The organism is Alterotamlana spongicola, from assembly GCF_035818475.1.
In the GTDB taxonomy this organism is placed as follows: domain Bacteria; phylum Bacteroidota; class Bacteroidia; order Flavobacteriales; family Flavobacteriaceae; genus Cognatitamlana.
The window spans coordinates 399,468-419,956 of the sequence record NZ_JAYMGV010000002.1 but is presented as its reverse complement, the minus strand read 5'-3'; the positions used below and the strand labels follow the sequence as shown (position 1 = coordinate 419,956).

21 protein-coding genes and 1 other RNA gene are annotated in these 20,489 nt (G+C 32.3%); 12 read left to right on the top strand and 10 right to left on the bottom strand.

Annotated features, from left to right (window positions below):
• Both VOI54_RS14280 and VOI54_RS14275 read right to left on the bottom strand, forming a co-directional pair.
• Positions 1-2,006 (bottom strand): COG1361 family protein (locus VOI54_RS14280; protein ID WP_503619839.1); only part of this gene is annotated, 2,006 nt, incomplete at its 3' end.
• Between the two features lie 47 nt (positions 2,007-2,053).
• Positions 2,054-2,488 (bottom strand): hypothetical protein, encoded by a 435-nt coding sequence (locus tag VOI54_RS14275; RefSeq protein ID WP_326283550.1) that lies wholly within the window; start codon positions 2,486-2,488, stop codon positions 2,054-2,056.
• A gap of 574 nt (positions 2,489-3,062) precedes the next feature.
• Between VOI54_RS14275 and VOI54_RS14270 the strand changes: the two genes are divergently transcribed.
• The 4 genes from VOI54_RS14270 to VOI54_RS14255 all read left to right on the top strand — a co-directional run bounded on the left by VOI54_RS14270 (position 3,063) and on the right by VOI54_RS14255 (position 7,485).
• Positions 3,063-3,548 (top strand): SixA phosphatase family protein, encoded by a 486-nt coding sequence (locus VOI54_RS14270; RefSeq protein WP_326283548.1) that lies wholly within the window; start codon positions 3,063-3,065, stop codon positions 3,546-3,548.
• 195 nt (positions 3,549-3,743) lie between these two features.
• Positions 3,744-5,816: a polyphosphate kinase 1 gene (ppk1, locus tag VOI54_RS14265; RefSeq protein WP_326283547.1), complete on the top strand. Its 2,073-nt coding sequence runs from the start codon at positions 3,744-3,746 to the stop codon at positions 5,814-5,816.
• Between the two features lie 3 nt (positions 5,817-5,819).
• Positions 5,820-6,725 (top strand): Ppx/GppA phosphatase family protein, encoded by a 906-nt coding sequence (locus tag VOI54_RS14260; RefSeq protein ID WP_326283546.1) that lies wholly within the window; start codon positions 5,820-5,822, stop codon positions 6,723-6,725.
• Between the two features lie 169 nt (positions 6,726-6,894).
• Complete coding sequence (locus tag VOI54_RS14255) at positions 6,895-7,485, top strand: porin family protein (protein ID WP_326283545.1); 591 nt, start codon at positions 6,895-6,897, stop codon at positions 7,483-7,485.
• On the opposite strand, the gene VOI54_RS14250 is transcribed toward VOI54_RS14255, so the two are convergent.
• From VOI54_RS14250 to dnaX, 3 genes are read right to left on the bottom strand one after another with little or no spacing between them, the layout of a single operon-like run.
• Complete coding sequence (locus VOI54_RS14250) at positions 7,482-8,063, bottom strand: MiaE family protein (RefSeq protein ID WP_326283543.1); 582 nt, start codon at positions 8,061-8,063, stop codon at positions 7,482-7,484. The genes VOI54_RS14255 and VOI54_RS14250 overlap by 4 nt on opposite strands.
• Positions 8,064-8,066: 3 nt before the next feature.
• On the bottom strand, positions 8,067-8,627 hold the full coding sequence (locus VOI54_RS14245) for a hypothetical protein (protein WP_326283541.1): 561 nt from the start codon (positions 8,625-8,627) through the stop codon (positions 8,067-8,069).
• A gap of 16 nt (positions 8,628-8,643) precedes the next feature.
• A complete protein-coding gene (gene dnaX / locus VOI54_RS14240) occupies positions 8,644-10,371 on the bottom strand; it encodes a DNA polymerase III subunit gamma/tau (RefSeq protein ID WP_326283540.1) in 1,728 nt (575 codons plus the stop codon).
• Positions 10,372-10,503: 132 nt separating this feature from the next.
• Between dnaX and rnpB the strand changes: the two genes are divergently transcribed.
• Positions 10,504-10,844: RNase P RNA component class A (rnpB, locus tag VOI54_RS14235), an RNA gene on the top strand.
• 66 nt (positions 10,845-10,910) lie between these two features.
• Here rnpB and VOI54_RS14230 read toward each other — a convergent pair.
• The 5 genes from VOI54_RS14230 to VOI54_RS14210 form a co-directional block, all read right to left on the bottom strand.
• The gene (locus VOI54_RS14230; RefSeq protein ID WP_326283539.1) at positions 10,911-11,546 is read right to left on the bottom strand and encodes a hypothetical protein; all 636 of its coding nucleotides are present in this window, start codon (positions 11,544-11,546) and stop codon (positions 10,911-10,913) included.
• 147 nt (positions 11,547-11,693) lie between these two features.
• Positions 11,694-12,206, bottom strand: coding sequence for a nuclear transport factor 2 family protein (locus VOI54_RS14225; protein WP_326283537.1), 513 nt, complete (start codon positions 12,204-12,206; stop codon positions 11,694-11,696).
• A 159-nt stretch (positions 12,207-12,365) separates the two neighbouring features.
• A complete protein-coding gene (locus VOI54_RS14220; RefSeq protein ID WP_326283536.1) occupies positions 12,366-12,905 on the bottom strand; it encodes an RsmD family RNA methyltransferase in 540 nt (179 codons plus the stop codon).
• Positions 12,905-13,765 (bottom strand): DUF3822 family protein, encoded by an 861-nt coding sequence (locus VOI54_RS14215; RefSeq protein ID WP_326283534.1) that lies wholly within the window; start codon positions 13,763-13,765, stop codon positions 12,905-12,907. The genes VOI54_RS14220 and VOI54_RS14215 overlap by 1 nt, the downstream gene beginning before the upstream one ends.
• On the bottom strand, positions 13,713-14,450 hold the full coding sequence (locus VOI54_RS14210; protein WP_326283533.1) for a hypothetical protein: 738 nt from the start codon (positions 14,448-14,450) through the stop codon (positions 13,713-13,715). Before VOI54_RS14210 ends, VOI54_RS14215 begins: the two co-directional genes overlap by 53 nt.
• 127 nt (positions 14,451-14,577) lie before the next feature.
• Between VOI54_RS14210 and VOI54_RS14205 the strand changes: the two genes are divergently transcribed.
• From VOI54_RS14205 to VOI54_RS14175, 7 genes are all read left to right on the top strand, one after another.
• Positions 14,578-16,002: an ATP-dependent DNA helicase gene (locus tag VOI54_RS14205; RefSeq protein ID WP_326283531.1), complete on the top strand. Its 1,425-nt coding sequence runs from the start codon at positions 14,578-14,580 to the stop codon at positions 16,000-16,002.
• A gap of 20 nt (positions 16,003-16,022) precedes the next feature.
• A complete protein-coding gene (locus tag VOI54_RS14200; RefSeq protein ID WP_326283530.1) occupies positions 16,023-16,589 on the top strand; it encodes a DUF4126 domain-containing protein in 567 nt (188 codons plus the stop codon).
• 69 nt (positions 16,590-16,658) lie between these two features.
• Complete coding sequence (gene kdsB, locus VOI54_RS14195) at positions 16,659-17,372, top strand: 3-deoxy-manno-octulosonate cytidylyltransferase (protein WP_326283557.1); 714 nt, start codon at positions 16,659-16,661, stop codon at positions 17,370-17,372.
• Entirely contained in the window at positions 17,363-18,067 is a 705-nt protein-coding gene (locus VOI54_RS14190; RefSeq protein ID WP_326283528.1) for an HAD family hydrolase, read from the top strand. Before kdsB ends, VOI54_RS14190 begins: the two co-directional genes overlap by 10 nt.
• Before the next feature lies 1 nt (position 18,068).
• Positions 18,069-18,686: a CatA-like O-acetyltransferase gene (locus VOI54_RS14185; RefSeq protein WP_326283526.1), complete on the top strand. Its 618-nt coding sequence runs from the start codon at positions 18,069-18,071 to the stop codon at positions 18,684-18,686.
• Between the two features lie 50 nt (positions 18,687-18,736).
• Positions 18,737-19,819, top strand: a complete 1,083-nt coding sequence (locus tag VOI54_RS14180) for an iron-containing alcohol dehydrogenase family protein (RefSeq protein WP_326283525.1) — start codon at positions 18,737-18,739, stop codon at positions 19,817-19,819.
• A 1-nt stretch (position 19,820) separates the two neighbouring features.
• Positions 19,821-20,369, top strand: coding sequence for a 1-acyl-sn-glycerol-3-phosphate acyltransferase (locus tag VOI54_RS14175; protein ID WP_326283523.1), 549 nt, complete (start codon positions 19,821-19,823; stop codon positions 20,367-20,369).
• The last annotated feature ends 120 nt before the right edge of the window (positions 20,370-20,489 follow it).

Sequence of the window (20,489 nt, the reverse complement as noted above, 5' to 3'; positions counted from 1 at the left end):
GATAAGCTTGGAGTACATCCACCAGCCTGAGCAATGGCAGTTGACTGTGCATTAACCCAGTTAGTAAAGGCTGTATCAACCGCATCCTGATCAACAAAATCACAAGACTCCACATCTTCATCCGCAGGATTGTTATAAGTAATGGCAGCAGGAGCAGTCACAGTAAAAGTCCTGGTTTCAGAAGTAGGGTTACATAAGTTTGTTACTTCATAAGTAACACTTACCGATCCACCACATAGATTAGGAGCAACATATGATTGATCAAACTGTCCACTTGTACAATTTCCACTTGTATTAAATTGATTTAACCATGCTGTAAATACATTATCTAACTCTGCTTGGTTTGCGTAAGTACAAGAAGATTCTGATTGACTATCAGGAGCATTTATTGTTACAGTGGGTTCGTTAACATTAACAATAACAGGATCTAATATCCCCACACCACAAGCATCTAAATTTGCTGAGCTTACATTAGATTGTTCCACAGGATTTTGATCTCCTGTATAAGTAGCTTCTAATTGTAATTCAAAATCAAGATCACAACTGGTCTCTAAAAAATAGCACTCATCTTGAATTTCTATATCAAAAGTTACATCAACAGCACTTGCGCCAGCATCAGCAACACCATCAGGCACAAAAAACCTAAGAACATTAGGGCCTAGGACACCAAAGTCATTAGTGATTCCAGCCGGAAGTCCTGGGATAACAGGGTTGGCTAAAGTTACCTGAGGAGGTAAAGTTGTAGTTATTTCTAAGCTTTTTGCGTTATCATTACCTTTATTTTCAATACTAAAACTAGCCTCTAGAGTGTCACCAGGGTTTTTATTTCCAGGAGGGGTATTAAGCGTCAAATGAATAGGCCCCAGATTTGGTTCCCAAACATCAACAGATAGCCCTAATAAATACAATCCATAGATTTCCAGATTAGATGTTAGTCTAACCGTTGCAGAAGTTTGATCATTTCCAATTATTGAATTGCCAGGGTTTGACAATTGAAAAATGGCAGCATCAAAACCTAAGGTATTGGTACTGGCAGGATTTCTATCTGTGAAGTCACTATTATCTATGGTTATTCTACTGTTAAAGAAGTTACTAGATGTTCTAATAGGACTAGTAGGGGACGTTGATAGATCTACAAATGTATTTGAAGTATTTTCAATTTGTAATCGGTCACCACCTAAGCCTTGATCACCTTCCAGAGCTCCAATCAAAACATTAGCATTTACATTTTGCGGCGCAGGCACCGTTTGAAAACCATTAAATTCAATATCGTAACCACCACTTCCGTTAACGTGTGCATATCCGTCAAAAAGCGTAATGTTTTTCATTGGTAATGCAGGGCTTTCGTAAATAAATACAATTTGCCAACCACCGGAAACTCCAACAGGAGTACCATCATGGTCACTTAGAAATCCTTCTTTTCCTTCTACATTGGCTACTTGATAAGTGCCATAAGGACTAGCTAGTGCATTGACACTAGCCGTAATATCTTTTACACAGATATAAGGTTCATTACTAAAGTGGGTATCTCTACCTCTGTATATAATTTCACTTCCGGTTGCTGTTATAGTGCTATAAGATGTTTCGGTTGGTAACATCAACTTCACTTCATTGAAATTCCAAGCAGGTTGGTTGTCTGATGATAAATCACCAGGTTCTCCATCCGAAGCAGCCCAATATAAATATACTTTTTTTAATATCAGACACCCCTCTCCAGGCTCAGGATTTACAAAATTGGCGTTACTGGAGTTAAATGTTGTAATATCACTATCAATATCTACATAAACTAAATTTGAAAGACCATGATTATCACTTCCACCAGTATAGTTACCTGTAGAGGTGGTAGATATCATATTATTAGCTATAATTGTAAAGTCACCATTAACAGCTTCATTAAAACGAGGGCTAAACGGTTGTTGAAGTTGTGCATTTGCCAATGCAGTAACTAAAATGAGAACTACCAATGTTAGCTGATGGTAGTTTATGGGTTTGGTAGAGATTTTCATAAGTTCTTAATTGACTAATTAATATGATATTTTATAATAAATATAAATTACCTCCCTTGAACATTCAGATCAGGAATAAAAGTTCTAATCATTACTGATTTTATTTTGGCTTTTTTACCATTTAATAATTTCACACCAATTTTTGAACACCTGAGTGTTCCTGTTTCAACGGACATTTGTTTTGTGATTTTCACATAAAACTTGAACGAAGTATTTGGTGATACTGAAATAGTATTAAGCTTTTTTGATTTAGTTTCGTTATAAAATTCTGTTACTAAATCAGAGGTTGTTTTTTCTTGTTTTTCTAGGCCAACAAGTTTGTCGGCTTTTAAATCATTTGCGGTGTTACTTTCAGTTTCACATTTTACTTCTGTATTAGTAAAAGTAAAGTTCTGTACCTTTTTACTCTTATTACTTAATTCCAAAAGATGATAATGATAGCTTTGTGAACTAGGCTTATCACTGTATTTAACAACTTCCAAGTTAAAAGTATTAGATACATTTTTTTTCTTTTGTTGAGCATTTATAAACATTGAAAAACAACATATGAAAAGAAAAGTATAAAACGTTAAAAGCGATTTATTCTTCATAGTATAATAAGATTATTTTGTTTAAAACTTAATTACGTATACTAATTGACCTTGAAATAGGCATTAGTAAAAGCTTATTTTAACGATTAGTAATAAATAAATAAACGTTTTTGAGGGAAAAACAATAAGGGAAGTACTCCTGATGAGTAACGGATTAATTAGGTGATTGGTCAGATTTGGGTTCATAATTTTAAGTTTTGTAGGTATAGCAAAAAAACGCATATGATAAAAGTTGGTCAAATATAAATGACAAATCACTAATAAATTCGATTAAAAGTACTTAAAAAACATTTCATCGTAAATAATAAGTTCTTTGACGTCAAGCAGTTGTTTCATATTTTTTATGAGTTTAATGCTCAAATACTATTAATTTTTTATCTTTAATTAAAGTTTATAAAGCAAAGAACATGAATTTTATCGATAAAAACAACTTTTTGTCGATAATAAATGCATTTAATCGATAGTTTTGAAAGAGTTAATCTTAGTCAGGCATGCAAAATCATCATGGAAGCATAATGTTATTGACCATGAAAGGCCTCTTAATGGCAGAGGCTTTAGTGATGCTAATTTAGTTTCAAAATACTTGCATAAAAAAGGTTTAGAAATTGATGCAATTGTGTCTAGTGACGCCATACGTGCTAAAACAACCGCTGAGATTTTTATATCTAACCTATCTATTGAAAAGCATAAGGTGGTATTTAATCATGAACTATATGATTTTTCAGGAACAAAGCTTACCGAAGTGATTAGATCATCAGAGCCTTATATTGATAAACTTATGCTTTTTGGACATAATCATGCTATAACTAATTTTGTTAATACTTATGGAGATTTATATATTGATAACGTACCAACCTGTGGCGTAGTCACTATTGCTTTTCCTCTAAATGATTGGGGTGGTCTAAAACCCGGAAAAACTATAGGAACTTTATTTCCCAAAGACTTGAAATAAATATTGCTCAGTTTTGTTTGCTTGTATATATTATACGCTTAAGCTCTTTTTAATATAGAGGGAGGTTAAGTTTTTAATACTATTTTTTGTATGTACTCTGCTGAAAAATATTAAAAATTTCGTATAGATTTAAAAGTCAATATTTAAGTTAAATAGAATATATTTGTTCAGCTGATAACAATTAAATATTATTAAATGACTAAATCCGAAACTCTAAAAAATAATAGTTATATAAATAGAGAGATTAGTTGGTTGCAATTTAATGCCAGGGTGTTACAGGAAGCTCAGGATGAGTCAGTTCCATTGATTGAAAGATTAAGGTTTCTTGGAATATTTTCTAATAATTTAGATGAGTTTTTTAAGGTTAGATATGCTACGGTAAAACGTATTGTAGAAGCCGGTAAAGGGGGGAAAAATCAATTAGGAGGGATAAAGGCTAAGGAATTACTTGAAATAATAACCCAAATAGTTATAAAACAACAGAGTGAAAGTGTAGAAATACTAAATAATATTGACAAAAGACTAAAAGAAGAAAATATATATATTATCGATGAAACTCAAATTGATGATAAACAGCATGATTTTATAAAGCAATATTTTTTAAGAACTGTTAGCCCGGCATTGGTCACTATTATTCTTAATGAATCCGTTGTCTTACCTAACTTAAAAGATAGTGCGGCCTATCTTGCAGTGAGGATGTTAATGGCAGATGATAAAAAACAGTTTGCATTAATTGAAATTCCTAAATCTGTTAATCGTTTTGTGGAACTTCCAAAACAAGGTGAAAAGAGCTTTATTATAATGGTTGATGATTTACTACGTCATTGCCTAAGCGATATTTTCAATATTTTTGATTACACGAGCATTTCCGCCCATATGATAAAGATAACAAGAGATGGTGAACTGGATTTTGAAAGCGATTTAAGTAAAAGCTTTATTGAAAAAATATCAGACAGTGTTAAACATAGACAAATAGGGGAGCCTGTAAGGTTTGTTTATGATAAAACTATTCATGAAGACACTTTACAGTATTTAATGTCTAAAATGGGTATAGATACTACAGATAGTATTATACCTGGAGGACGTTATCACAATAGAAGAGATTATATGGGGTTTCCCAGTTTAGGGAGAACAGACCTTATGTATGATAAGATTGAAGCTTTACCTGTAAAAGGTTTGAGTTTGCAAGATAGTATCTTTAAGGCTATCACCAAAAAGGACTACTTATTATATGCGCCGTATCAAACATTCTCTTATATAGTGAAATTTCTTAGAGAAGCAGCTTTAGATCCAGAGGTGAAAACTATAAAGATTACTATTTACAGGCTTGCAGAGATTTCTCATATAGCCAGTTCGTTAATTAATGCAGCAGTAAATGGTAAATCTGTTACTGTTTCTATAGAACTACGCGCCAGGTTTGATGAGCAGGCAAATATTGATTATGCACAACAAATGGAAGATGAAGGTGTTAATTTAATTTTTGGGGTTGCAGGTTTAAAAGTACATAGCAAGATGTGTGTTATTGAGAGAGATGAAGGGAAGAAAATAAAGCGTTATGGATTTATTAGTACGGGTAATTTTAATGAATCAACTGCAAAAATTTATACAGACCATACGCTTTTTACGGCTAATCAAAAGATATTAAAAGATGTCAATAAAATTTTTGGTTTTTTTGAAACTAATTATAAGATTAACACTTATAAGCATTTAATAGTTTCGCCTCATTACACACAAAGAGTAGTTTTTAGACTAATTGATAATGAAATTGAAAGTGTAAAACAAGGTAAAGAAGGCATTATAAGATTAAAAATGAACAGTATTTCCAGCTATCCTATGATCGATAAATTGTATGAAGCTAGTAGAGCAGGAGTAAAGATACAAATGATTGTGAGAGGGATATGTTGCCTAATACCTGGGGTTAAAGGTATGAGTGAGAATATTGAGGTAATAAGTGTTGTAGATAAGTTTTTAGAACATTCCAGAATCTATATTTTTGGGAATAATGGGGACGCAAAATTATATATTTCAAGTGCAGACTGGATGACAAGAAATATTGAAAACAGAGTGGAAGTCAGTTGCCCTATTTATGATGAAGATATAAAAAGAGAAGTCATTGATACGTTTAATATCTGTTGGAATGATAACGTTAAGGCCAGAATATTAAATCACTCTCAGGAAAATCAATACCGGGTAAAAGATAAAGATAAGGAGAGAGTACGGTCTCAATTTGCCATTTATGACTATTACCTTAAAAAATTAGAAAATTAATTTATGCTTTCAATAAAAAAATATGCTGCCATAGATATTGGTTCAAATGCTGTAAGACTTCTTATTTCCAATATTATTGAACAAAAAGGAAGGCCTGTACAATTTAAAAAGAATTCACTGGTCAGGGTGCCAATACGGTTGGGTGCAGATGTATTTATAAAGAATAAAATTTCAAAAGAGAATACGGAGCGTATACTTGATACCATGTTGGCTTTTAAATTGCTAATGAAGTCTCACAAAGTAGTTAAGTACAAGGCTTGTGCTACTTCAGCAATGCGGGAATCAAAAAACGGAAAAGAGGTTGTTGATTTAGTATTAAAGCACGCCGGATTGAGTATTGATGTTATTGGAGGAGAAGAAGAAGCAGCCATTATTGCTGCTACCGATTTGAATAAATACATAGATAAAAACAAGACTTACCTTTACGTTGATGTTGGTGGGGGGAGTACAGAGTTTACAATTATAGATAGAGGAAATCAAGTAGTTTCTAAGTCTTTTAAAATTGGAACAGTTAGACTGCTTAATGATATGGTAAAAAAAGTGGCTTGGCAAGAGTTACGTGAGTGGATAGGAGAAAATGCACAAGGGTATGATAAAATATCTGTAATTGGTTCCGGTGGGAATATTAATAAAATATTTAAGATATCAGGAAAGTCTATGGGGAAACCACTGTCTTATTTTTATATGACCTCATATTACAATACACTTCAAAGTTATTCATATGAAGAACGTATTACTGAATTGGATTTGAACCAGGATAGGGCAGATGTAATCATTCCGGCTATGCGGATCTATCTTTCTGCTATGAAATGGAGCGGGGCTAAAAATATTTATGTACCAAAAATTGGGTTAGCTGATGGTATCATTAAAAGTATCTATTATGATACGGTTTCTAGCAATACACAGTAGAATTTTGCACTTCACCTTTTATAATTGCACCTTTTTAGATTATTAATATATATTCGTACGTATATAATTGTTATTTATTATAACCCAAATCTATTAATGAAATGAGTCCGATATTCCCTGTAGGATTCGGCTAATTGCATCTGATAGGTTTAATAAATATAGGAAACAGATGAAAAGATCACTACTATTAACAGTTCTACTTTGTTTATCACTTCTGGGGTTTTCTCAAGATAAAAATCCTGATGAAGAACAAAAAACTAATGAGAAGTCATCTAATGGCTCAACGTTTCAAGGTGTAAAATACGGTGTTAGAGGAGGATATAATATTTCAAATTTAGACTTTGACGATACTTCCGGTATAGTAAACAAGCATAGAAATAGCTTATATATTGGTTTTTTTGCCAATATAAGGCTATCTAAAACGGTTTCATTGATGCCAGAAATACAGTTTTCTGCTGAAGGCGCAAATGCTGAACCACTACATTTAGATTATATTCAAACGCCCATTTTTTTAAGGTTTAGATTGAGTGAAAAAGTTCACATGGGACTAGGTCCTCAAGTTGGGTTGAAAGTACATAAGGAAGATGATGGCGTCAATAACTTTGCTTATTCCGGAGTTGCTGGAATTGAATACAAGATTAATTATGCCATTTTTGTTGATGCGCGATACACTTATGGGCTAAGAAACGTATTTAATGAAAACTTAGGAATTGCAGCAAAAAATAGAACTATACAAATAGGGGTAGGCTATAAATTCTAACCGTGTATAGCTTCAGAAGTTCCTAAAGTACTTATAATTTTAGCTTCATATTCAAGAAGTTGCTGCCATTTTGTATCAACTTCTTTTTTATTTCCATATTTTCTGGCAAAACCCAAAAACATGGTATAATGATTTGCTTCACTAGCCATAAGGCTTCTGTAAAATGTAGCCAATTCTTTATCTTGTAATTCTTCTGACAAGAGCCTGAAACGTTCACAACTTCTGGCTTCAATTAGAGCAGCGTATAATAACCTGTGAACCAATTGATCTCTTCTACTACCACCTTTAGGGAAGAATTTAACAAGTTGAATAACATAATCATCCTTTCTATCTCTACCCAGAGTCCATCCGCGCTCTATGATTTTGTCATGAACCATTTTAAAATGGCTTATTTCTTCTTTGACAAGAGCTACCATTTCTTGTATCAATTCAGTATATTCAGGGAAGCTTACAATAATAGATATTGCTGTGCTAGTTGCTTTTTGCTCGCAAAAAGCATGATCTGTAAGTATCTCTTCTATGTTTTTCTCAACAATGTTAACCCATCTTGGGTCTGTTGGTAGTTTTAATCCTAACATAAATTAAATAGTTTTAACTAATACGTTTTTTTGTTTGATTTGAACAAGACCTTTATCGTCAATTGAAATAGAAAAATCCAAATAGTTTTCTGTTTCCGGTATTTTAAAAGATGTATTTAATTGTACCTTTTTATTGGTAGAAGTTTCATAATCTATCCATACATACTGTAAAACAGATTTTTCCATAAACCATGATAAATCAAAGCCCTTAAAAAAGAATTTGTTGATGATGCTCCTGTTGATTGTAACATTATTTTTTAGAATCTCTACCTTGGCTTCAAAATTAGAATATTGTGTTTGTACAAGGCTATTTTTTGCTTGAGAAACATTTGTATCAATAAAATCAGCTTTAGAATAATAATTTAATTTTACTTGAAAGCCGTTACTTAAAACAGTGTCTGTTTCAATTTTAACCGGCTGTTCCGGAATAAAATTTATCTGCTTACTAAACGAATTTAAGAGGTCAGAAGCCTTTAATATTTCAGCACTGGTTTTAAACTTTCTATATCTACCGTCACAAGCCATAAAGGTAACTACCACTAGTAATAGTGAAGCGTATAACATATTGATATTGTATGTTTTAAACATCTAGATCGAAAGTTTTTCTTAAAATGTCAATATTAGGGTTTTTCTCTTTAAGTTTTTCAAATTTTTCTAACGTTGTATAAGCATATTGCTTTTCCATAACCTCATTTATGGTAATGTTTAGATTGATATCAAAGTTATTAAGCGCTTTCCTTATAAAGCCTAACAATTCATATTGTTGGCGTTCAACCTCTACCTTATTAGTTGCATTTGGATATTCAACATATGCTACCGAGCCTTTTACTTTTGGAATGTCAATGGATAGAATGGAGGCCAAATTATGCTTCCCATCACTTATTAGTTTTTCTATATATTTATTCCAAACTACTATAAATTCCTGTTCTGTAAAAGCCTCCTTTGGTAAGTCTTCTTCATTAATAACAACATCCATTTGCCGTATTTGATGTTCTTTTTTTGCTCTAATGCTGCTTAATGATAATCCTGAAGTACGCTTACTTTCCTGTTTTAAAATAATTTTTGAAGGTTCTTTTACCTGAAATTTCTCAACTGTTTTTGAAACCAACACTGAAGCTTCAGCACTTTCTTTTGCTTTGGTTACGGGGCTTTTATCTAACTCATTAGGAATATTAACAGGAATAGGAGTAATCCCTTTCTTTTTGAAATAAGAAGCAGGTATTATGTAATGTTTGCTATTTTTTTTTTCTCCATCAAAAGTGATAGAGGCAAGTTGCATGAGGCATAGTTCAACAAGTAAGCGTTGATTTTTACTGGTTTTGTATTTGAGATCACAGTCGTTTGCAAGGTTTATACCTTGCATAAGAAATTCTTGTGAAGCTTTTTGAGCTTGTTCCAAATACTTAGCTTTAGTTTGGTCTCCAACTTCTAAGAGTTCTATAGTTTCTTGTGTTTTACTTACTAATAAATCTCTAAAATGAGATGCTAAACCTGCAATATAATGATGACCATCAAAACCTTTAGATAGTGTGTTGTTAAATTGTAATAATAATTCCGGAATTTTATTATTCAAAATAAGGTCTGTACTGATAAAATAGGTTTCGTAATCCAGAACATTCAAATTCTCTGTTACAGCTTGCCTGGTTAGGTTTTTTCCGGAAAAACTGACTACTCTATCAAAAATTGAAAGGGCATCACGCATAGCGCCATCCGCTTTTTGAGCAATGATGTGCAAGGCATCATCTTCAGCAATTATATCTTGTTCGTCAGCTATATATTTTAAATAGTCTTTGGCATCTTTTACAGTAATCCGTTTGAAATCAAAAATTTGACAACGCGATAAGATGGTAGGTATAATTTTATGTTTCTCGGTAGTAGCAAGTATAAAAATACAGTGCTTTGGAGGTTCTTCCAGGGTTTTTAAAAACGCATTAAAAGCCGCCTGGGATAACATATGTACCTCGTCAATAATATATACTTTATATTTTCCAACCTGTGGAGGTATTCTAACCTGGTCTGTTAAGCTTCTAATGTCATCTACAGAATTATTTGAAGCTGCATCCAGCTCAAAAATATTAAAAGCAAAGTCTTCATTAGCAGATTCAGAACCATCACTATTAATCATTTTTGCTAAAATGCGGGCACAAGTAGTTTTACCCACACCACGAGGTCCTGTAAATAATAAAGCTTGAGCTAAGTGGTTATTTTCAATAGCATTTAAAAGTGTATTAGTAATAGCCTGTTGACCAACAACATCTTTAAATGTTTGTGGTCTGTACTTCCTGGCCGATACTATAAAATGCTCCAATGTTATTGAATTTATTTTAACATCTTTCTGATGTTAATTGAATATATAACAAAGTTAAAAATTCAATCTAGAATTTAGAATTTAGATACTGGAATTTGAAACGAGTTATTAACAATTTGTGTACTTTTGCGTTAAGTAAATTGCCTTATCGCTTCCCTGTTTTTGTCGGGAGGAGGAAAGTCCGAACACCATAGTGCAATATAGTGGTTAATGGCCACCAGTTGAGAAACTAGGAAAAGTGCAACAGAAAGTATGTACAGGTAGTGCTGTAGTGAAATCAGGTAAACTCTATATGGTGCAATGTCATGTAAACCAGTGTTAGAAGGTTGCACGCCTGATATTGGAGGGTAGACAGCTAAAGTGTATTAGTAATAATACATTCAGATAAATGATAAGGATGTTTTGGATTGTTTCAGAATTTACTGAAACGCGTTCAGAACATACAGAATTCGGCTTATAGATTTGCTTTAATATAAGTAAACCCTTCTTTATTTAATAAAGAAGGGTTTACAATTAAAAATGGTTGACTAACTACTAAACTATTCTTTTTTTGGGGAATACGATAAATCCCGTCTTATTTCTCCAGTAACTTCTTCCATTTTAGAGGCATATTTTAAAACTTTATTAAAAGTTTCATAGCGTTCCGGTCCTAATAATTCCTCGTTTGCTTTTTGTTTTGTTGCAGAATCTATAGCATCTTTACTTGACATAGCTACCATATAATAATTATTCATAGATCCAAATCCTGTTCTGTATATACGGTAATAAGACTTAGAGCCTTTTGCAGCAAACATTTCTTTAACTGCTTTCATACCTTCTCTGAGTTTTTTACCATTTTTAGGTACGTAATGAATAAAGTAATAGTCACGGTAATCCATGCCTTCCTGGGTTTGAGAAAACCCATCTGGCATATAAGTTAGTTCCTCATCTAAAATGATGACATAAGTTCCATGTGAATCATAGCACTTATCAAACCTGTCAAACATCTCACCAAATTTATCTCCCATGGCCTTTGCCATATCGGCAAAAGGTCTTTTGTCTAAATCGGCAAAGTTTTCAATTGGTGTTACATATAAATAGCTCATATTATCCATTGTTGCTGCTAACCATTGGGCTTGAACATTGTGATCAACACAGGCTTGATGAAAGTCTTTAGCAACTTTTTCGTATTCCATGAGTTTTGATGGTTTCACATTGTCTTGATGTACTTGGTATAACTTTTGAGCTTTAACTGAAGTACATATAAAACATAAAAATAGTACCGATAAAAAAATGGATTTAATTGTTTTCATAATTTATAATTGGTTGATTAATAGTAGCTTTTAGTTTTCAAGAAGCTCTTCTTCTTCTTCTTTATCATTAAGTTTTTGAAATTCGGCATTCATCTCAGTCCCGTCAAAGTAGATATGCTCTTCAACTATTTTTCCTTTTTCAAAATGAATTGCTAAATGTACGGGGATAGACATTTCTTTATTATTTGCAGCCAAAGTTCCCTTATGTGTTGCCCAATAATAAACCCATGTTTCATCTTCTTTATCCAAAACCATTTCAATGAATTCCTTATCATGGTCAAAACCATAAGATGACATGGCTGAAGTCATTTGCTTTAACCCTTCCAGCCTATCCTTTACTGTTAAGGATTTAAGTGAGTTAACATATATTTTAGCAGTATCTGAAAAATTACTTTTCCATTTGCTCCAATCACCGGTTTCATATGCTTTGATTCCTGCTTTGACGGTTTCAATTTCTGGTGATTCGGAAAAATAGCGTTGGGGTTTATTTTGACATGCAATACAAAGAATTATTGCACTTGTAAGTAAAAAAAAGTTTTTCATTTTATATATGGTTTTAAAGGTTAGTTTTTTAACTATTAACCACCATACATATACAACAAAATAAATTTTTATTGGTGAGAGTTAAGAATATCTAGAGCCTGGGGCCCTTAAGGAGAATTCTAAGTTACTGAAAAAAAAGGAATTAAAAAAATTGTTTGCTTAGTCAACTTCAAAAAAGCTAAACGTATTGCCACCATAACTTTTAGAATAGGCGTAATGATTTATATGGGATAGATTGGTATGTTTTGAGTGTTCAATAACTAATAGTCCGTTATTGAGTAAGAGGTTGTTTTTGAAAATCAATTCCGGAATTTGAGCAAATTGCTCATTAGTTAAACCATAAGGAGGATCTGCAAATATAATATCCACTTGCATACTGGTCTTCTCTAAAAATTTAAAGACATCGCTTTTAATTGTATTGATAGGCATTTCAAATTTTTCAGCTATTTGGTTTATAAACCTAATACAACCAAAGTCCTGATCAACACTAGTAATTTGCTCAGTGCCTCTTGAGGCAAATTCATAACTGATATTACCGGTCCCAGCAAACAAGTCCAATACAGAAACCTCATCAAAATAATACAGGTTGTTAATAATATTAAATAATGACTCTTTAGCCATATCTGTAGTTGGGCGTACCGGTAAATTTTTGGGAGCTACAATCTTTCTGCTTTTATATAAACCTGATATAATACGCATTATATACTCTTTAGTAAGGTGAAGTTTGAATAATTAGTGGCTGGCATACTCTCAAATTTAAACGTATCGGTTCTATGTCCAAAGTCAACATTTCTAATGTATTTATAAGCTATATTATATAGATAGTCATGCGCTTTAATATCACCTATCAAAACAAGATTAAACGTTTCAGGGTTTAGGCTTAATTGTTCAGCGACAAAAAGGATATAGTATATAAAATCCTCTTTTGAAGCATAATTAAATGTGTTATAAAAGAGTAATTTACCGTTATCTACAACAATAGCTTCAAAATGGTCTTTGTCAATATTTACGTAAAATTTTAAATGCTTTGCATTTTTTTCAATTCTTAATATTTCTTCAATTAAGACCGTAGATACATGTTTAAAGGTGAAGTCTCCAAATTTGTCATATATGAAATTATTAATATTTATGTATGGTACATAAACATTAACAATGTCATTTTCTGATATGATATCATAGGTTATATAATCAGACTTGAGGATTTTAGAATTAAACTTTAAATAATCTGCTAAACCTTCTTCATTAAACAATGGCTTTGGTACTTGTACAGAGAGTTCATTATCATGAATAATGAACACTTTATCAAAATGAGAATTTAATACGTCTTCGGTATTAAAAAGGTGCTTTAAATAATCTAATACTTCTAAAGGATTACATTTTTTATCAAAATATGACTCTTTTAAATATACTATACTGTTTGACTGTCTGTTTAGTATACAAAAAGAAAGTCCACTCAAACTTATTTGAATGGACAGTTCTTGATTAGTTAGTTTGTTAGTTGTATTATTATTCGTTTGAGCCATAGGTTTTTGGCCAGTTTCCAATAGTTTTAACCTCATCCATAGATCCTACTTTTAATGCATCTCCATTTACTCCGTCAACAGAAATAACCTGGTTTTCTTGCGCTAAAAGGTCCTTGTTTTGGTCATGCAATATCACATTCTTTTTTACTAAAACTTCAAAAACAGGGATATTCAATTTATTTTGCTCAATGTATCCGGCGTTCATTTCAAATTTAGCACCTTCTTTACCAACAGGTACATTCATCATTTCTTTATATCTGTTAGAATTTTTAAATAAAGAATCCTTAACAGGTACAAACCCTAAAGTATCAATAATCACTGTGTCTTTAGGTGTATCAACACCATATAGCTTTGTTAATGCTTTGTCTATAACACTAGAATCTTTACGTTGAGTAATGGTATATTCTGCAGTATCGATAAACTTAACAAGACCATCAAAAGTTTTTGAAAACTTTCCGGTTACTTGTCTGTGAGCTAATTGAGAGTTTCTAATGTCCTTTAAACTTTCAATAACTTGAGCATAACGTCTATTTTTTATTTTATTAAATTGAATAGGCTCATAAATTGACATGTAAGTTTGGTAACCAAGGTAACCAATTAACAACCAAAGAACTATGTTTAAAACAGGTTTGAATTTTGAAGGTATAAATTTGTCAACTAACTTAACCAAGCCAATTGTAACTAATATCACTGCAACTGCAATAAGAATAAATGTCAACATAGTATGTTATTTAATTTAAATTAATTAATGGTATTTAGCAAATCTACAATTTTTTTTTAATCGTAAAAACAAAGAGAGTAAAAATCATTTCTATCTTTGAATAATTTCTAAAGCCAGCCAAATCCAGATGACAACATCCGAATTTTATTCCCTTATAAAACAGCAGTTTCCATTTACACCTACTTTAAAGCAAAATATAGTTTTACAACAACTGTCTGAATTTATTTTTAACAAATCGCCTAACGCTCTTTACCTGTTGAAAGGGTATGCTGGTACCGGTAAAACAACAATTATAGGAGCTATTGTTACTAATTTATGGAAAGCAAAAAAAAGTGCCGTTCTAATGGCCCCAACCGGTAGAGCCGCAAAAGTAATATCAAATTATTCTGGAAAGGAGGCTTTTACCATCCATAAAAAAATATATTTTCCTAAAAAAGAAAAAGGAGGAGGGGTTAAATTTGTTTTGCAGCCCAATAAACATAAAAACACCATATTTATAGTTGATGAAGCTTCTATGATTCCAGATACACCAGGTGATTCAAAGTTTTTTGAAAACGGTTCTTTATTGGATGATTTAATGCAATATGTGTATTCTGGACATCAATGCAAGTTATTATTAATAGGAGATACAGCACAGCTACCACCTGTAAAATTAGAATTGAGTCCTGCCTTAAATGAAAACACCTTAGCTTTAAACTATAACAAGGAAGTTAGTAGGATGGAATTGGATGAAGTAATGCGTCAGGGACAAGATTCGGGTATTCTTGAAAACGCTACAGTACTACGTGACGCTTTATCAAATACGGTTTTTGATGTATTTAAGTTTGATTTAGCAGATTATAAGGATATTATAAGACTTGTAGATGGTTATGAAATCATGGATGCTATTAATGAGGCATACAGTGATTTAGGAAAAGAGGATACAGCTATAATAGTAAGAAGTAATAAACGGGCAAATTTGTATAACCAGCAGATTAGAAACCGGATTCTCTTTAATGAAAACGAATTATCTGCGGGGGATTATTTAATGGTGGTAAAGAATAACTATTTCTGGATTAAGCCAACAGCAGAAGCCGGTTTTATTGCCAATGGAGATATTATTGAAGTCTTGGAAATATTCAAAATAGAGGAGCTTTATGGATTTCGTTTTGCGGAAGTTAAAATTCGTATGGTAGATTATCCCAGAATGCGGCCTTTTGAATCTGTTTTGCTTTTAGACACCATTGAAACCGAAACTCCTTCATTGTCCTACAATGATTCTAATAGATTGTATCAGGAAGTTATGAAGGATTTTGAAAATGAATCCAGTAACTATAAGAAGTTTTTAAAAGTTAAAGGGAATAAACATTTTAATGCTTTACAGGTAAAATTCTCCTATGCCATTACCTGTCATAAATCGCAGGGGGGACAGTGGCACACTGTATTTGTAGAACAACCATACTTGCCAAATGGTATAGATAAAGATTATTTAAGATGGTTATATACTGCTGTGACCAGAGCAAAAGAAAAATTGTATCTTATTGGTTTTAAAGATGATTTTTTTGAGGAATAGTTTTTGATAACCTTTTAATTATGACAACAGAAACCATAATTAGTATTTGTCTTGGTGTTGGATTATCAGCATCTGTAGGCTTTAGAGTTTTTTTACCTTTATTTGCTTTAAGTGCAGCTTCATATTTAGGCGTTTGGGAACTTAATGAATCCTGGCAATGGATAGGTAGCACAGCGGCGTTAGTTACTCTGGGAGTTGCTACTTTGGTAGAAATATTTGCTTATTTTATTCCTTACATAGATAATTTGTTGGATAGTATGGCAGTTCCACTAGCTGCATTAGCAGGAACAGCTATAATGCTGTCTACGGTTGCAGATTTAAGCCCAGTTATAACATGGGCTTTAGCTATAATTGCAGGAGGTGGTACGGCAGCAGCGATATCAGGAACTTCAGGTACAACTCGATTGGCATCAACAGCAACTACAGGTGGTTTAGGAAATCCAATAGTTTCAGTTTTTGAAACCGGATCAGCGTTAGTCATGTCGATACTTTCTATATTTCTTCCCATATTGGCAGGAATTGCCGTTATCATTATTTTGCTAATAATTTTCAAACTCTATAAAAAGTTTAAGCCTTCCAAAACTTAAAACCTACATTATTTGTAGTATTTTTGAACTAGGTTTTAATCAAAATTTAAACGGGTGAAAATAATTTCAATGATTCCTGCTCGCTATGCGGCGTCACGTTTTCCAGGTAAACTTATGCAAGACCTTGGAGGTAAAACAGTAATTCTAAGAACCTATGAGGCTACTGTGGCTACACATCTTTTTGATGATGTATTTGTAGTTACCGATAGTGAGGTGATATACAATGAAATTGTAAGTAATGGAGGGAAGGCTATGATGAGTAAAAAGGAACATGACTGTGGAAGTGACAGAATAGCAGAAGCTGTTGAGTTTATGGATATAGATATTGTTATTAATGTACAGGGTGATGAACCGTTTACTGATAAGGAATCATTAAGGAAATTAATTGAGGTTTTTAAAGCGGACCATGAGAAGCGTATTGATTTGGCTTCATTAATGGTTCATATTACTGATATTGATGAAATAAATAACCCTAATACAGTAAAGGTTATTGTAGACCAATCCAATTTTGCCTTATATTTTTCCAGAAGCCCGATCCCATATCCGCGCGAAATGGATGCAGGTGTAAAGTATTATAAGCACAAGGGAGTCTATGCCTTTAGAAAGGAAGCAGTGTTAGATTTTTATAAGCTACCGATGTTACCGTTGGAGGCTTCAGAAAAAATTGAATGCATTCGATATCTAGAATATGGAAAACGTATTAAAATGGTTGAAACAGATGTACAAGGCGTTGAAATTGATACACCTGAAGATTTAGAACGTGCAAAGAAATTATGGAAATAGATTATAATGGTATTAAGGTTATTGGTTTTGATGCTGATGATACCTTATGGGTCAATGAAACCTATTTTAGAGATGCTGAATTAGAATTTGCAAAGCATCTTAGTAATTATGAAACCCCAAATAAGATTGATCAGGAATTATTTAAGATGGAAATGAATAATCTCCCGCTTTATGGTTATGGCGTAAAAGCATTTGTTTTATCAATGGTGGAATCAGCTATCGAGCTTTCTAATAAAAACGTTTCGGTTAAAACCATTGAAGCTATACTAAATATAGGAAAGGATATGCTAAATAAACCGGTTGAATTACTTGATGGTGTTGAAGAAGTTTTAAAAAAATTATCAAAGAACTATAAATTAATACTGGCAACAAAAGGCGATTTATTAGATCAGGAGCGCAAACTGGAGAAGTCAGGGTTAACAGGTTATTTCCAACATATAGAAATTTTAAGCGACAAAAAAGAGGCTAATTATTCTAAACTACTTAACCATTTAAGTATTAAACCTTCAGAGTTTTTGATGATAGGAAATTCACTGAAATCTGACGTATTACCATTAGTTAATATTGGAGCACATGCAGTTCATGTGCCGTTTCATACTACCTGGGCGCATGAACAGGTTGAAGAACAGGAAACCAATGGGAAATCCTATAAAACTATAAACTCGTTAATCGAAATATTAAACATATTGCATTAATTTGAAAGTTATAGATATAAATACCTGGTGTAGAAAACAACATTTTGAACATTTTTTGGGTCTAAAAGATCCATATTTTGCAGTAACCATACCTTTTGATGTTTCAAAAGCGTATCAGTTTTCAAAACAAAATAAGATCAGCTTTTTTGCAAAATATTTGCATGATTGTATGCGTGCCATAAATGATTTAGAAAATTTTAAATACCGTATTGTAAATAAATCCGTTGTAGAGTATGATGTTATTCATGCGTCAGCAACTATAATGAGAGAAGATAAAACATTTGGTTTTTCATTTATAGAATATAATAAAGCTCTAAATGAATTTATAAATAATTTAAATATTGAAAAAGAAAGAATAAATAATACAAAAGATCTATATCCACCTAAAAATGGATTGGACTGTATTCATTGTTCTGCATTGCCCTGGGTAAATTTTTCAGGACAAAAGGAACCAGTTTCCGGAGTATTGGAGTCTGTACCAAAATTAGCTTTTAGTAAGGCTGTGGATAATGGGAATGAATTATTAATGAATGTTTCTATTAATGTAAATCATGCCCTGGTTGATGGATATCACATTGGGCTCTTTTCAGAAAAATTCCAAAAACATTTAAACCAATAGAATTTAAAATAAATAGTATTTTTACTGTTTCTAAAAAGAAAACTAGTTAAATGAATTATAAGAACTTTCCAATGGTGTCAAAAGTTATTTTTGGCAGAGGTAGTTTTAATCAGTTAAATGAAGTTTTGGCCCCAAAACGTTTAGGTGTTAATGCGCCTTTTATTTTTTTAGTTGATGATGTATTCAAAGGAAATACATGGTTAACTTCAAGAATATCATTAGCCTATGATGACAGAATTATTTTCGTTCCAACAAAAGAAGAACCAAAAACATCACAAGTTGATGTGCTTGTAGAAGATATTATTTTAAAATCCAAAGCGCGTCCGTCCGGTGTGATTGGCATTGGAGGAGGGAGTGTTTTAGATTTAGCCAAGGCAGTATCTATAATGCTTACAAACAAAGGAGAATCTAAAGATTATCAAGGCTGGGATTTAGTAAAATATCCTGCTGTTTACCATGTTGGTATTCCAACAATTTCTGGTACCGGAGCCGAAGTTTCCAGAACGACTGTACTTACCGGACCTGATAAAAAATTGGGGATAAATTCAGATTACACACCTTTTGATCAGGTTATTTTAGATTCAGAGCTGACTAAGGATGTGCCAAAAGATCAGTGGTTTTATACCGGGATGGATTGTTATATTCATTGTATAGAATCATTAACAGGTACTTATCTGAATACGTTTAGCAAAACCTATGGAGAAATGGCCTTAGATTTGTGTAAAGAAATATTCTTGGAAAATAAACTTTCTAAAATAGAAGCACAGGAAAAACTTATGATGGCTTCATGGCATGGAGGTATGAGTATTGTCTATTCTCAGGTAGGAATAGCCCATGCAATGAGTTATGGTTTATCCTATTTGTTAGGTATCAAACACGGTATTGGTAATTGTATTGTTTTTAATCATTTAGAAGAGTTTTATCCTAAGGGCGTTCAACTCTTTAAAGAGATGAAAACCTTGCATAATATTGAGCTTCCAGAAGGTATTTGTGTTAATTTAAGTGATGAAGAATATGATACTATGATTAATGTAGCATTAAGCCTTGAACCACTTTGGGAAAATGCCTTAGGTAAAGATTGGAAAAAAACGATTACCAGAGAAAGATTAAAAGAATTATACCAAAAAATGTAGTATGCAATGGTTAGCTAAACTTATTTATTTTAAACTCCTAGGTTGGCAAATTGTTGGAAATACATCTTTTTCAAAAGAACATATAAAAAAGGCGGTAATCATAGCTGTACCTCACACTAGCTGGCATGACTTTTATATTGGGATACTCCTGCGTGCTGTAGTAGGACTAAAAACCAATTTTATAGGAAAGAAAGAACTCTTCGTATTTCCTTTAGGGTATTTTTTTAAAAGATTAGGCGGATCTCCAATAAACAGACAGTCCAGTGAAAACAAAGTAGATGCTATTGCAAAATTGTTTGATAAGCATGATGAATTCAGAATTACATTAGCTCCTGAGGGTACCAGAAAAAAAGTAACCTCATGGCGTACAGGATTTTATTATATGGCAAAAAAGGCCAATGTACCTATTATTATGTTTACTCTAGATTTTGAGAATAAGCAAAACATGGTTTCTGAACCTTTTTATCCTACAGATAACTTTGAAGCTGATTTTAAGTATATGTATAACTTTTATAAAGATGTAAAAGGGAAAATACCAAAGTATTCTTAATACAAAGGTTAAATTCTGGCACAGATATTGTAATCAATACATTGAGTTCATGAAACATAAAGTAAACAATTAATTTGTTCCTAAAAAGAAACATGAGCTTCCCCAAAACAAAAGCTACTC

Bases quoted from the DNA above. Each gene is read 5' to 3' on its own strand.
- ppk1 (WP_326283547.1), top strand. From the start codon at position 3,744: ATGACTAAATCCGAAACTCTAAAAAATAATAGTTATATAAATAGAGAG.
- VOI54_RS14260 (WP_326283546.1), top strand. From the start codon at position 5,820: ATGCTTTCAATAAAAAAATATGCTGCCATAGATATTGGTTCAAATGCT.
- VOI54_RS14255 (WP_326283545.1), top strand. From the start codon at position 6,895: ATGAAAAGATCACTACTATTAACAGTTCTACTTTGTTTATCACTTCTG.
- VOI54_RS14250 (WP_326283543.1), bottom strand. From the start codon at position 8,063: ATGTTAGGATTAAAACTACCAACAGACCCAAGATGGGTTAACATTGTT.
- VOI54_RS14245 (WP_326283541.1), bottom strand. From the start codon at position 8,627: ATGTTATACGCTTCACTATTACTAGTGGTAGTTACCTTTATGGCTTGT.
- VOI54_RS14230 (WP_326283539.1), bottom strand. From the start codon at position 11,546: ATGGAATACGAAAAAGTTGCTAAAGACTTTCATCAAGCCTGTGTTGAT.
- VOI54_RS14225 (WP_326283537.1), bottom strand. From the start codon at position 12,206: ATGAAAAACTTTTTTTTACTTACAAGTGCAATAATTCTTTGTATTGCA.
- VOI54_RS14220 (WP_326283536.1), bottom strand. From the start codon at position 12,905: ATGCGTATTATATCAGGTTTATATAAAAGCAGAAAGATTGTAGCTCCC.
- VOI54_RS14215 (WP_326283534.1), bottom strand. From the start codon at position 13,765: ATGAGGTTAAAACTATTGGAAACTGGCCAAAAACCTATGGCTCAAACG.
- VOI54_RS14210 (WP_326283533.1), bottom strand. From the start codon at position 14,450: ATGTTGACATTTATTCTTATTGCAGTTGCAGTGATATTAGTTACAATT.
- VOI54_RS14205 (WP_326283531.1), top strand. From the start codon at position 14,578: ATGACAACATCCGAATTTTATTCCCTTATAAAACAGCAGTTTCCATTT.
- VOI54_RS14200 (WP_326283530.1), top strand. From the start codon at position 16,023: ATGACAACAGAAACCATAATTAGTATTTGTCTTGGTGTTGGATTATCA.
- kdsB (WP_326283557.1), top strand. From the start codon at position 16,659: ATGATTCCTGCTCGCTATGCGGCGTCACGTTTTCCAGGTAAACTTATG.
- VOI54_RS14190 (WP_326283528.1), top strand. From the start codon at position 17,363: ATGGAAATAGATTATAATGGTATTAAGGTTATTGGTTTTGATGCTGAT.
- VOI54_RS14180 (WP_326283525.1), top strand. From the start codon at position 18,737: ATGAATTATAAGAACTTTCCAATGGTGTCAAAAGTTATTTTTGGCAGA.
- VOI54_RS14175 (WP_326283523.1), top strand. From the start codon at position 19,821: ATGCAATGGTTAGCTAAACTTATTTATTTTAAACTCCTAGGTTGGCAA.